Consider the following 12,985-nt stretch of genomic DNA (forward strand, 5'->3'; position numbering starts at 1 on the left):
AGGAAACAGGGACAATGGCATGCGAACTTTCGTTACTGGCACAGCGTTTTCGGCTGCTGCACCGCGCGCGCCGCTCTCCGCTGACGCGACAACTGGCGCTGGAAGCCTGTCGACGCGACCCCGGCTTCTGGTTTGATTACTTCTGCTGGACGTTTGACCCGCGGCGTACGCCGTCGCGGCTGCCCTTTCAGCTCTATCCCTTTCAACGCGAGCTGCTGAGCGCCTTATGCGCGGCCATCGACAAGGGCGATGATCTGCTTATCGAAAAAAGCCGCGATATGGGCGTGAGCTGGATCACGCTGCTGGCCTTTCAATACTACTGGCTGTTTCGAGAAGGCAGTCATTTTCTCATCGGCTCACGCAAAGCCGATCTGGTGGATTCGCGCGGCGATCTTTCGACGCTGCTGCAAAAATGTCGCTTTAATTTCTCCATGCTCCCGTCGTGGATGCGTCCTGCGGGATTTAAAGACGGAACGCACAACGGCGTGATGCGGCTGGTGAATCCCAAAAACGGCAATACGCTGATTGGCGAGAGCAGCAACCCGCACTTTGGACGCGGCGGCCGTTATAAAGCGGTTTTAATGGACGAATTCCCCTTCTGGCCCTATGACGACAAGGCTTTTGCCGCCGCCGGGCAATCGACGCCCAGCCGGATTCTGGTCGGCACGCCCTATGGCAAGCTGAATCGCTTTGCCCGCTTGCGTCTGGAAAGCGGCATTGCCGTCAAAACCCTGCACTGGCGCTTGCATCCCCTGCGCAATGAGACGTGGTATCTGCGCCAGCAAGGGCGCATGAGCCCGGAAGAGGTCGCCCGCGAGCTGGATATCTGCTACGAGCGCTCGGCCAGCGATCGCGTGTTTCGCGGCTTTGACCAGCGCCATGTGCGCGACGTCCTGCTACCGGTCCCCGGCAAGCGGATTTTACGGAGCTGGGATTTCGGTTATCGTTGTCCTGCCTGTGTATTCACCCAACTGGACGACCACGATCGTCTGCGCGTGCTGCACGAAGTCGTCGGGCAAGATGAATTGCTGCTGGATTTTATCGCGCGCGTGCGCGAAGAAGGCCGCCAGCGCTTCCCGGATGCTGATTACGAGGACGTCTGCGACCCGGCCGGGGTGCAGCGCAGCGACAAAAGCGCCTGCACTAGCGTGGAAATTCTCCAGAGCCAGGGCGTGTTTCCGTTTTTCCATCCCAGCGACGTGGCCGGGGGCATTGAGCGCATCCGTACCCAACTGGCGGAAACCATTGACGGACAACCCGCGCTGATGATCGCCCGGCGCTGTCGCAAGCTGATTGCGGCGATGGAAGGCGGCTATCGCTTCCGCTCGCCTGAGCGCGACGATCCCGCCCAGGAGCACCCGCACGAAGACGTGGTGGACTGCCTGCGCTACGCCGTCAGCTATAAATGCCGACTGCGACCGTCTGAGGACGAAGCCCGCCGCCGGCGTCATCGCGTCAGGCTGCCCGATCGCCGCCCACGCAACCCCTACACGGGATATTAGGCGCATTGGACACGCGGGGCCCCCTCGCCTACAATACATCGTCGCGGAGTCATTTGATGTCAGATTTTCAGACTGTTTTAAAGCCGTCGTCGCGCCTTATCCTGACGCTGGCGACGAGTAATCCGGGCAAACGCCGCGAGATTCAGGCGATGGCGCAGGCGTGCGGCCTGGCGCTTGACGTGCGCATTCCCGAGGCGCTTGCAGACGTCGACGAAACCGGCCTGACCTTCGCCGAAAACGCGCGCCTGAAAGCGCTGGCCGCCGTCCCCTTCGCCGCCTCCCCCGACGCGCTTGTTTTGGCGGAAGATTCCGGCTTTTGCGTCCATGCGCTGGCCGGACGCGACGGCTGGCGCGATTTTCCCGGCGTGCGCTCCAACCGCTGGATGACCCCCGCCCTGCGCAGCGCGCTGCTAGGCATTGACGCCTCGTTTGAAGAAGACCCGCTGGTTCAGGCTCACCTCAGCGCGGGGATTCTGGCTTTGATGGCGCAAGAATCACGCCGCAGCGCGCATTACGCCGCCGCCATGACGCTGGTCAGCGCCGATGGGCGTATTCTGCTGGAAGTCGAAGGCCAAATGCCCTTGACGCTCATCGCTCCCCATGAAGGGCCGCGCGGCGACGGCGGTTTCGGCTACGATCCCATCGTGATGCCTGCGGGCGAACGCCGCACCGTCGCCGAACTCGCCCCCGAGGAGAAGAACCGCCTGAGCCACCGCGCCGCCGCCTTTCAACGCGTGATTGATTTTCTCAAGACCGGCGTAGAACAGCGCTCCACCGAACAGGAGACCGACTCATGACAAATCCGCCCATTCTGGACGCCTTTTCCGCCATCCGCCAGCGGCGATCGGTCAAGCGCTTCGACCCTTCACAGCGTATGAGTGAGGCGCAACAGCGCGAACTTATTGAGCTGGCGATGCTGTCGCCCACCTCTTTTAACATCCAGCACTGGCGTTTCGTGGTGGTCAACGACCCTGAGCTTCGCCAGCAACTGCGCAGCGCCGCCTGGAATCAGGCGCAGGTCAGCGAGGCCGCAATGCTGGTGGTGCTGTGCGCCGATATCGCCGCGTGGGAAAAGGCGCCCGAGCGCTATTGGGCCGACGCCCCGCCCGCCACGCGCGACATCCTGCTGCCGATGATTGATCGCACGTATCGCGACCGGCCCCAGTTGCAGCGAGACGAGGCGATGCGCTCGTGCGGCATTGCGGCTCAGACCCTCATGATCGCCGCCCGGGCCCAGGGTCTGGACTCGTGCCCAATGGTTGGATTCGACCCGCAGCAGGTCGCCGAACTGATTCGCCTGCCCCAAGACCACGTCATCAGCCTGATGATCGCCATCGGCGCGGCGCTGGAGCCCGCCCGTCCACGTGGGGGGCAGCTTGCGACCGAGGCCGTTCTGATTCAGGACCGGTTCGAGTCTCGCGCTTAAGGCTGCTTTTGAAGCCCTTAGGACGGCCTTTTACGCTATAGTATAAACCCGCCTTCCGACCAACCGAAAGCCCGTTTTCATCGCTATGTCCGCTCAGCCAGCCGAAAAGAAACCGATCGCCATCCCCTATCGCCGCGCGCCGGGGTGGGTTTACACCTTCGAGAACGGGCATACGCTGGTGTTCGTACCAAAACCCGGTGACGTATTCAACGTCAGCACGTGGGCGCGCACTGGATCGATTCACGAAACGGATGAAACCACGGGCATCTCGCACTTTCTGGAGCATCTTCTCTTTAAAGGCACAGCCCGCTTTGGTCCCGGCGAATTCGATCGGCGCATGGAAAGCATGGGCGCGGTGATTAACGCGGCGACCTGGAAAGATTTCACCTTCTACTACGTCACCGGCCCCAAGGGCGATGACGACCGCAATTTCCTCACGGCGCTGGACCTTCACGCCGATATGATGACCCAAGCCCTACTGCCCGAGGAAGAAATCGGCCAGCCTTTCGACCCGGACGCCCCGCCAGAGGCGCAGGAAACCGGCGACAAACGCGAGCGCGGCGTGGTGATTGAAGAAATCGGGATGCGCGGCGATCAGCCTTGGACCAAGCTCTTTAACGCGGTGAATCAGCGCATGTACCCGCCGGGGCACCCGTATCGGCGCGACGTCATCGGCACGCGCCGCAATATCGGGCTCGTGCCACGGCAAACGCTGGTGGATTACTACCGTCGCTGGTACGCGCCGGGCAATCTGATCACCATCATCGTGGGCGATCTGGACCCTGACACCCTGTGCGAGCGCGCCCAGAAAGTCTTTTGCTTTGAAACCGCCTCTACCGCCCGCGCCCTGACGCTTGCCGACGTCCCGCTCAACGCGCCGCCGCCCGCCGCAGCCCCCGATGTGGTGAAAGGCCAGTACAACACGGCCTTCTTCCTGATGGCAGCCCATGGTCCAACCCCTCAGGCGCTCGAAGAAACCGTCGCGCTGGATGTCCTGAGCTATGCGCTGGGTGAAGGCCATAGCTCGCGCATGAACCAGAACCTGATTGAAAAAGCTGCCGTCCCGCTGTTCAACTTCTTGTCCTGCGGGCAATCCACCCTGAAGCTCGGCAACACGTTCTACATTCAGGGCAATGTCGCCCCGCAAGAGGGCGAAGACGACGACGCCGCCATGACCCGCGCGCTGGAGCAGGTTCGCGCCGAGGTAGCCGCCCTGCTGGGCGATCGTCCGCTTTCGCAGACCGAACTCACCCGCGCCGTCAAGGCCCTCAAAGCCGACTTCGCCGAAACGTCGGAGACCGCCAGCGGAATCGCGGAATCCATCGGCGAAAGCCTTACCGTGTCAGACGGACTCGACTATTATCTGGGTTATCTTCAGGCCCTGGAAGGCCTTACGCTGGAGCGCGCGCGCGACTGCGCCCGCCGCTACCTCGCTCCTGAGCGCTTCTACATCGCCACCCTGTTGGGTGAAGATGGCGAGCCCCAGGACGGCTCCGCGCCGCAGGAGGCGGTCGCCCGATGCTGACTGCGCGCGCCGTCGATCTCGAAGAAGCTTCGCTTGCCTGCGGGGCGCGCGTTCTGCTGAATGCCCTGCCCGAATCGCCACGTCTGGCGATTGATTTCTTCTTGCCCGGCGGGGTTTCGTTTGAACCTGCGGTGGGCTTGTCGGATATGACCGATCGCCTGCTGCTGAAAGGCACGACCAGCCGCGATCAGGAAGCCATTGCAGAAGCAATCGACGACCTGAGTCTGGATCTCGACGCCGACGCCTCGCGCGATTACGCCATGATAGGCGCGACGCTGCTGGAAGAAGACCTCGACGCCTCGCTGGCGCTGATTGCCGACATCTTTTATAACGGCTCGCTGGCCGAATTCGAGCGCGAGAAGCAGCGCGCCGCCGGTGAACTCCTGATGGAGCTTGATGTTCCGCGATCGCGGGCTTCTGATCTCTTCTACCGCACGCTGTTTGAGGGGACGCCCTATGGCGTCACCACCAGCGTATTGCTGGAAAACCTCCCAGGCCTGACGCGCGTGGAAGACGTACGCGCCTTCTATGAAGGCGTGTTTCATCCGGAGCGGCTTCTGATTTCGGTTTCGGGCAACATCACGATGGATCGCGTCGTGGCGGCGCTCGATCGGCATTTTCCGCCAGCCCCGCAACGGGTGGCCTTGCCCACGACGTGCCCGGCGGCGGGGACCTTGAGCGCGTATCGCCTTAAAACCCCCCGCGCCGTAGGGTTCGCCCGTGAGGACGCGCAGCAAATCCATTTGTTTCAGGGATGGCTGGCCCCGTCGACCACGGATCCCGATTACTACCCGATGATGGCGCTTCACACGCTGCTTGGCGGCGCAGGACTAACTTCCCGACTATTTATTGAGCTGCGCGACAAGCAGGGCCTGGCGTATCAGGTTCGTTCCGCTTATGACGCCTTTCGGCATCAGGGTCTGTTCGTTATGTACATCGGGGCGGACCCCCAGAATCGCGACCGTTGCGTAGCAGGATTCCAGACCGAGTGCCAGAAGCTCATGGACACGCCGGTTTCTCAGAAAGAACTCGGGGAAACCCTCGATAATATTCTGGGACGGCGGGCCGTGTATCTGGAAACCACCGGCCAGCAAGCCAGTTATATCGGCTCCAACCTGATGATGGGCCGCGGCGTGGAAGATTTGGGTCGCGTGCGCGAACGCCTGCAAGCCGTCACCGTCGACGACGTGCAGCGCATGGCCCGGCGTACATTTTCGCAACCAGGCGTATTGGCCATTGCAGGCCCGTCTCAGACCATCGCCCCGCTGCTCGACTCGCCCCCGCTTTCCTGACGCCCGTTACGTCCTCGAAAAAGGCTTGTGTTATGACGCCTGATCATCCGCGCTGGCCCGAATACGAAGCCCGGTTCCGGGAATTGGCCTTTCTCGCTGACGAAACGTCGCTGGCCGACGCGCCGGCCATGAACGAGTGCCGCTACTACCTATGCCTGTACGGCGAAAACGGCCTGAGCGTCGACGAGGAATTCGCCTTTCTGGACGCCATGGAAAGCTTTGCAGGCAAATCGCTTTGCAAACGCAGCATCCAGACCGGATATTGGGAAGATATTCTCCTGTTTGTCCCCTAACCGGGCGGGAACACAGGATTAGCGCGCATCAGCAGCCAGCCGCGACTGCAAGTAAGCGACCACGCCGTCGGCAATAGCGTTGGCTTCCGCTTCCTGGCGGGCGTCACTGGCAACATCGCGCAATTCCTGCGGGTTTGAGACGTATCCCACTTCACACAGGATGGCGGGAATCTGGGTGTGGTGGATGACGTAGAACATCGCTTTACGAACGCCGCGATCCGGCGCGCCGACCTGATTCACCAGTTTCTGGTGGACTTTATCAGCGAGTAGTCTGCTTTGCGGCGTGTAGTAATAGGTTTCAAGCCCGTAGATAGAGGGGTTTACGCTGGCATTATGATGAACACTGACAAAAACATCCGGGCTGATGCGGTTGGAAATCTCAGTGATTTGGCGCAGCTCCAGAAATGTATCGCTGTCACGGGTCATGCTCACTTTGACGCCGCGCGCTTCCAGGGCTCGCCGCAGTTTCAGGGCCACGCGCAGGTTCAAATCCTTTTCCAGAAAGCCTTCTCGGGCGGCGCCCTGATCTTTTCCGCCGTGACCGGCATCTACGACAACGCGTGCGGCAAACGGGGCCTTGACGAGGGGACCGCCCGGCTTATAGGCGACTTGCGAGGCCGGGGCGAGTAAGAGCGTCAAGGCGCGGCTATCGGCGGCATCCGGCTGGACAACCGCCTCCCACTTGGCATCTTTGTCGAGCGTGAGGATAAACTTACTGTTGGGCTGGCCCACGCTCAGGGGCTCAACCCGCATCCGCTCAATCTGCGGGAATCGCGCGCGATCAAAGCCCACTTCGCCGGGCCGTGCCGCAATATTGAGGAGTTCCAGTTGCACGCGGTCGCCGCGGCGCAGCATCCGGTACATTGCCGGGGCGCTGGCAATCAGGCGCAGGCGGGCCCCGCCTTGCGCGTCCGCATCCAGCGTGATGCGCTCCAAGGCGCCCATAGCCGTCTCCTTCGGCAGTTGGCGCATGTCGCGGTCATCCAGATTAGCCGAAAGCGTCATGGTACGCTGATCCGAACCCGGAAAAGCGAGCTGAAAGCGGTCCGGCGCCGGCGTTTCCATCACCAGCCGGACGGTCTGCGCGTCAAATTGACCGACCCGAATGCTTTTGAGCAGGGCGTTAGGCGGCAGATGAATGGCCCCGGCCAGATCACGCGAACTCAAAGCCGCCTGATTGAGGTCAATCACCAGACGCTGGGGATCGCTAAGCTTGAAACGGTTCTTCACCACGATGTGTTCCGGGCGCGTGGGGTCGCTAATCAGGTAGAGCTGACCATCGCGATAGAAGACATCCGTAATCGCCGTTTGGCCGGCGGGAACCGCAGCGGGCGCATCAGCAAGAGGGGAAGAGGCAGGCAACAACGGCGGCTGTTGGGACGAACGCGCAGGCAACGTCGAGGCAACCGGCTCTGGAGCCGTATCAAACCCACTCACCACAAGCGCCTTACCGTCTGTCTGGGCTTGCAAGCGGGTAAGAATCTCATTGGAGTCGACCGTGACGACCACGCGGACAGCAGAATAGAAAGGACTGCGGTTCTGGCTGGTCTGAACCGTCTGAATCCCCCCACGGCGGACAGTTTGCGTGGAAGCGGGCGCAGAAAGGCGCGCATCGGGCAGATCAACGACAAAGCGATAAGGCGAAGCGAGCTTCAGCGTGGTGAATTGATTATAAGAGGTCAGCGGCTGGCTGCACTGGATGACCAACGCGCCGTTGGCCGGGTCGATAGACGCCCCCAGCACGCGAATCGCCTCGGCCCAGGCGCCGGCGAGCGAGGCGAAGCCCCACGCCAGAACGATGAGCAGACAGGCGCTCAAGCCGCGCCGCGACAGAGATCGAGAAAGGGAAACAGCAGAGTGAAGAGGAATCATGGGCGCATTCTCTTTGTCATAAGGCGTGTCGAGCGAATCGGGCGTGCAAAGCGGCTTCAAAAGCCAGAGCAAAAAGGCATATCAAGCGCTTAAGGGCATAAAACGACGGCGGTGGCGGGACTCTCTCTCTTAAAACGGCATCTTCAGGCGTTCGCATCAGGGGTTTTCAAGCGTCCCCGTTTCTGGGACGACTTCTGGGAGCGGCCATGCGCCGATTCGTTTGGAACGTTACGGCGCATCGCGCGCAGGGACGCAAACGCGCCGACAGACCTCTATTATAGCAGGCCCACGCGCGATGGGGGCCGACTGAGCAGCGTATTTTACACGGCAGAAAAGCGCAGGGCCAGGAAAAGGCGCAGGCGCGTCCTCACGCGCGATTCAGGGCGCGGGGGCAGTCGCCTGGAGACGCAAAGCCAGCGCATGAGCGGTTCTAGCGGCGTCTACGGGCTGAAAACGCGCGCGCGCCATTAAGGGCATTGACGTCTCAGGCGGCAAGAACCACAGCGAGAGGGTAAAATCGCCGTCCGGCTCGGGAGCGGCGTAAGCCCCCAGAGCCGCGCTGCATCCCGCCTGAAGGGCGCATAAGGCGGCGCGCTCGGCTTGCATGGCCGTCTCGACCGCCGGAACCGCAATACTGGCCAGCAGGGCGCGCGTACGCGCATCGTTCTGACGATACTCCACCGCCAGAATGCCTTGCCCACAGGGCGGCGTCAGTTCGACCAGCGGATCAAAGCGCTGGACAATGCGCGCCTCTTCGCCTAAACGTCGCAAACCTGCCGCTGCAAGAATCAAGGCGTCGTATTCGCCCGATTCAAGCTTTGCCAGACGGGTTTGCAGATTCCCTCGCACGGAATAACAGGCAACATCAGGCCGGAGCGCCCGCAGCATCGCTTCGCGTCGGACCGACGACGTGCCGAGTCGTGCGCCCGCAGGGAGTTGCGAAAGCGACAAGCCTGTTATCGAAACCAGCGCATCGCAGGGGTCTTCGCGTTCGCCAGCAGACTGAAGCGCCAAGCCGGGCGGTAAATCGCCGGGCATGTCTTTCAAACTATGCACCGCCACATCGATTTCGCCAGCGAGCAAGGCGTTTTCCAGCTCTCGGACGAAGACGCCTTTGGTTAGCGTCTCGCGAGCCAGCGTCGCCAGCGGTCGATCAAGCTGACGATCGCCCTGAGTCGCAATACCCGACCAACTCAGCGCGCATTGCGGATGACGCGCCGCAATCCAGGCCATGACGCTTTCGGCCTGGCGTCGCGCCAGCGGGCTTTTTCGGCTGCCAACGCGCAGAGCGCTTGCCGAATCGCTCAAGGAGCAGACGCCTGTAGGTTAAACACATGGCGAATCACCTCGGCGCGGCGCTGGACGGCTTGAGACGACTCGCCCTCGCGCAGGCGGGTCAGCGGTTCATGGAGAATCCGGTTGATAAGTCGGCGCGAAAGCGCGTCCGCAAAAGCCTGATCGCTGATAGACAAGGCGTCTAGCTGCTCACGGCGAATGGTTTCAAGATGTCCGCGCAGCCCTGTAATGGTCGGAGTCGCAGACAGGCCCACGCGCCAATGGCCAAATCCGGCGCAGGCTTCGTCGATGAGCAACTGCGCCTGTGAAATCAAGGCCCGCTGACGATCCTGACAGAACGCGCCGCCTTCGCCCAGATCATCGGCGTTCAGCAGGAGGATGTCCGCAAAGCGCTCAGCAATAGCTGGATCGACGTTTCGCGGCATGGCCAAATCCAGAATCAAGCCGGGACGGCGCTCAGGCGCCAACGCCTCAAAATGAGAAGCGTCCAGCACCAGATGCGGCGCGCCTGTAGCGACAAAGAGCGTCTGACAGCCGTCGAGCGCCTGATGCACGTCATCCCAGCCGACGCCGTGAAAACCGGTGGCGGCCATTAATTCGGCCAGCCGAGCCGCGCTGCGGTTGACGATCGTCACGCGGCGGCGCTGTTCGGCGGTCATCTCGCGGCGCAGGGCGTCGAGGACCAGCGCGGCGACCTTACCGCCGCCAATCACGACGATGCGCTGACTGAGCAGATCGGGGGCCAAGGCGCGGGCGCGCTCGTAGGCGGCGCGACTGACGCTGAGATCCTTGTCGGCAATGCCCAATTCGCTCCTGACACGCTTACTGACGGAAATTGCCACGCGAAACAGCCGATTGAGCAGGCGTCCGGTCGTGCCAGCGGCTTTTCCCGCCTCGCAGGCGTCTTTCACCTGACCCAGAATCTGGGATTCTCCCAGGACCAGACTGTCCAAGCCGCTGGCGACACGCATCAGATGCAGCGCCGCGTCTTCTTCCAAGCGCATAAACAGGGCTTGGCGCGCCTCCTGCACGTCCAATCCGCGCCAATCGAGGAAGAAACGCCGGAAAGCCGCCTGAGCGGCCAGCGCATCGCGCACCACGAGATACAGCTCAGTGCGGTTGCAGGTGCTGAGGATGGCGCACTCTTCCACGCCGGGCTCGGCGCGCAGGCGGGTCAGAGCGGCGGGCATCTCGGCGGGCGTCAAGGCGAAGCGCTCGCGGATGGCGATGGGGGCGTTTTTCTGCCGCACCCCGGCGACCAGAATTTGCAGCGGCGTTCGCGGATGATGGGTCATAGAGGCGATATCGTCCAGAAACTCCCGGGAAAGCGGCCAGATGGCGCGGGTTTAGACGTTTGGCGCGCAGGCTTTACGCTCGCAGCAACGCAAAGCCAAGGCGAAGCCCAGCATAAAGAGGGCATCGGCGATCAGGAACGGCTGCCACATATCGGGCAGGCGGCCCTTCATGAGGTAGAATCCCGCCACGCCGCAGTAGGCGGCTTTCATCAGGATGCCGTAGCCGATCAGATCGCGGCGCGGGTAGGGCGCACGGGCGATTTCAAAGAACATCAGCGCGAAAATCAGCAGCAGCGCCGCCGAGAACTGGACGTAACCGAAATGATTGGGCGGCGTCACGTTAAAGTGGCTGAACACCGCTTGCGGCGCAAACAGAAAGACAAGACCGAGCGCCAGCTCATAGAGTCCGGCCACCGTAAACAGGACGGAAGCCCAGCGCGGCGTGGCGTTAGCAGTCGTCATCAGCAGAAACCCTCAAGCTTAACAAGCCTTCGCGGCTCGCGATTGATTCTACCAAAGCTTGCCGTCGACGGCAAAGAGAAATCGCCGCCTGAGTCGAAGCTGCGGCTAGTCGGGTTTTATGGGCATGAAGCGCTGCATGGCGTCCGCGACGTAGGCGTCCATAATGCCTGTAAGACGCTGCTGGACTTCAGGCGTCAGATGGCGATCGAGGAAGGCAGGCATCTCCTCGGGGGAAATAACCCGGCGGGCGACGGCTTCGCCCACCATTGCCTGAAACGCCTCAGGCGGGATCGTCCCAAACAGGAGTTTGGACGTCAGTATCGCGCGACTCACGACGGGCAGCCTAAAAGTCTGGTATGACTGGCTAACGATATCTGCCAACTGTGTCGCCAATGGGGTAAATTCTGTCTCAACACCATGATTCAGGGGCCGCATGATTTCAACCATACCTCTTTGATTCAATGGGGCCAGATCCGCCGGGTCCACATCTAAGAATCTCTTGCTCTTAGCAGAAGACAGCAGGGAGAGAATGCTGTTAACGTCACTGGTACTCTGCAGGATCTGCCGGTAGGTCGTCCCATCCATCAGCTGTTGGTCATCGTCACCCCCACTGGCTCTTGAGAAATGCTGAGAGAAGGCCCAGCCAGAGACCATGGTGACAATTCCCCGCAGAATCTCCTCATACGTCTGCGGCGACTGATGAGCCGGCCTATAGATCGCGCCGTCAGCGTCGCCAAAACGCTTGAGCATCAGGCCGACATTGCGCTGACCAGACGCAGCATCTCCGATGATATGGCCCAACTCGTGAACCGCCACCTCGCGCGCCCGGCTGGCAGGCAGTTCTTCCCTGGTCATAACGCGCCAAGCCCACTCAAATAAGCGCCGGCGCAGACCGGAGGGAAGCAAGCGCAGCAAGCCCTTTGGGCGAAGGCCAAAGGCAGAAGACTCGAAATCGGGCGGATGAAGTTCCCCGGTGACGGAAGGCCTTGTTTTGGCAGGCGGCTCTGCGCCGAAACGCGCCAAAGGCTCGCGGACAGGCGCTGCTAACTGGTCAGAACGCTGCGTAACAGGCCTTGATGTCGAATCGCCGCCAAAAACGAGAGGCGGCGCGCCAAGAGAGATTACAGGGAGCAGGAGCATTGCGTCACGGTGTCGTGTGGGAGGACTGTAGAGGATTCAAACCTGAGGGCGCGGGCGGATTGCCTTGGGGCATGGCCTCATTGAGGAGGGGGCTGTTCGGGTTTTACGGGCATGAAGCGCCGCATGGCGTCCGTGACGTAGGCGTCCATAATGCCTGTAAGACGCTGCTGGACTTCAGGCGTCAGATGACGATCGAGGAAGGCGGGCATTTGCTCGGGGGAAATAACCCGGCGGGCGACGGCTTCGTCCACCATTGCCTGAAACGCCTCCGGCGGGATCGCCTCAAACAGGCGCTCGGCGGTCTGACTCGCCAGCGCGAGAGGGGGATGTTCAAGCGTCTTGCTCACAAGCTGAAGGAAGCCCTGACACGCCCGCTTACTATCGATTAAATCCTCTTCGCGCTTAGGCTTCAGGTTGCGTACGAGCGCGATATCCCGAGCATGCAGCATGTTAGCTGGTTGAGGGGGCAACCAACCATTCAGAGCGGCTATCCGTAAGAACGAGGTAGCCTGTGCCAAGTCCTTAACAACCGTCAACAGTATTTTATTGTCATGAAAGGATTTTAAATCCTGTTTCCGCAAGAAACCCTGACGCTGAAACACATGTCCGGCAAGGGCGACAACCAGAAAAGGGAAAAGTCCTTCAGGCGTATCAGGGCTATCAGGTCTGAACCCAAGCCGAACAAAAGCAACTGAGCCGTCTTTTTTTTGAATCAGGCCCAGCATGGCGTTGCGGTATCCCCATGCAGCCGCTGCCAGCAAATGTCCCAACTCGTGCGGCGCGTGTTCGCGAGCTTCTTTCGCGGTCAGACGCGAGCACTCAAGCCAGCGAAAGCGCACCCGTTCAATCCACAAACGCATCGCCTTGAGCAGCGGACTTTTT

The 12,985-nt window shown here is 61.3% G+C and carries 12 protein-coding genes; 6 read left to right on the plus strand and 6 right to left on the minus strand.

Annotated elements, in window-relative coordinates; genetic code table 11:
• Window positions 1-14 precede the first annotated feature (14 nt).
• The 6 genes from IPK79_12560 (at window position 15) to IPK79_12585 (ending at window position 6,038) form a co-directional block, all read left to right on the plus strand.
• A complete protein-coding gene (locus IPK79_12560) occupies window positions 15-1,502 on the plus strand; it encodes a hypothetical protein (GenBank protein MBK8191268.1) in 1,488 nt (495 codons plus the stop codon).
• A gap of 56 nt (window positions 1,503-1,558) precedes the next feature.
• Window positions 1,559-2,299, plus strand: a complete 741-nt coding sequence (locus IPK79_12565) for a non-canonical purine NTP pyrophosphatase (protein ID MBK8191269.1) — start codon at window positions 1,559-1,561, stop codon at window positions 2,297-2,299.
• Between the two features lie 14 nt (window positions 2,300-2,313).
• The gene (locus IPK79_12570; GenBank protein ID MBK8191270.1) at window positions 2,314-2,928 is read left to right on the plus strand and encodes a nitroreductase family protein; all 615 of its coding nucleotides are present in this window, start codon (window positions 2,314-2,316) and stop codon (window positions 2,926-2,928) included.
• A gap of 85 nt (window positions 2,929-3,013) precedes the next feature.
• Complete coding sequence (locus tag IPK79_12575) at window positions 3,014-4,453, plus strand: insulinase family protein (GenBank protein MBK8191271.1); 1,440 nt, start codon at window positions 3,014-3,016, stop codon at window positions 4,451-4,453.
• Entirely contained in the window at window positions 4,447-5,745 is a 1,299-nt protein-coding gene (locus tag IPK79_12580; GenBank protein MBK8191272.1) for an insulinase family protein, read from the plus strand. The genes IPK79_12575 and IPK79_12580 overlap by 7 nt, the downstream gene beginning before the upstream one ends.
• Before the next feature lie 32 nt (window positions 5,746-5,777).
• Window positions 5,778-6,038, plus strand: coding sequence for a hypothetical protein (locus IPK79_12585; GenBank protein ID MBK8191273.1), 261 nt, complete (start codon window positions 5,778-5,780; stop codon window positions 6,036-6,038).
• An 18-nt stretch (window positions 6,039-6,056) separates the two neighbouring features.
• On the opposite strand, the gene IPK79_12590 is transcribed toward IPK79_12585, so the two are convergent.
• The 6 genes from IPK79_12590 to IPK79_12615 form a co-directional block, all read right to left on the minus strand.
• Window positions 6,057-7,910, minus strand: a complete 1,854-nt coding sequence (locus tag IPK79_12590) for an N-acetylmuramoyl-L-alanine amidase (GenBank protein MBK8191274.1) — start codon at window positions 7,908-7,910, stop codon at window positions 6,057-6,059.
• Window positions 7,911-8,288: 378 nt separating this feature from the next.
• Window positions 8,289-9,218, minus strand: coding sequence for a hydroxymethylbilane synthase (hemC, locus tag IPK79_12595; GenBank protein MBK8191275.1), 930 nt, complete (start codon window positions 9,216-9,218; stop codon window positions 8,289-8,291).
• The gene (locus tag IPK79_12600) at window positions 9,215-10,501 is read right to left on the minus strand and encodes a glutamyl-tRNA reductase (protein ID MBK8191276.1); all 1,287 of its coding nucleotides are present in this window, start codon (window positions 10,499-10,501) and stop codon (window positions 9,215-9,217) included. The genes hemC and IPK79_12600 overlap by 4 nt, the downstream gene beginning before the upstream one ends.
• A gap of 51 nt (window positions 10,502-10,552) precedes the next feature.
• Window positions 10,553-10,963 carry a hypothetical protein gene (locus IPK79_12605; GenBank protein ID MBK8191277.1) on the minus strand — a complete coding sequence of 137 codons (411 nt, stop codon included), beginning with the start codon at window positions 10,961-10,963 and terminating at the stop codon, window positions 10,553-10,555.
• 105 nt (window positions 10,964-11,068) lie between these two features.
• Window positions 11,069-11,779: a hypothetical protein gene (locus IPK79_12610; GenBank protein MBK8191278.1), complete on the minus strand. Its 711-nt coding sequence runs from the start codon at window positions 11,777-11,779 to the stop codon at window positions 11,069-11,071.
• Window positions 11,780-12,180: 401 nt separating this feature from the next.
• Entirely contained in the window at window positions 12,181-12,957 is a 777-nt protein-coding gene (locus IPK79_12615; protein ID MBK8191279.1) for a hypothetical protein, read from the minus strand.
• Between the last annotated feature and the right edge of the window lie 28 nt (window positions 12,958-12,985).

The sequence above is a fragment of the Vampirovibrionales bacterium genome (assembly GCA_016712355.1).
Lineage (GTDB): Bacteria > Cyanobacteriota > Vampirovibrionia > Vampirovibrionales > Vampirovibrionaceae > JADJRF01.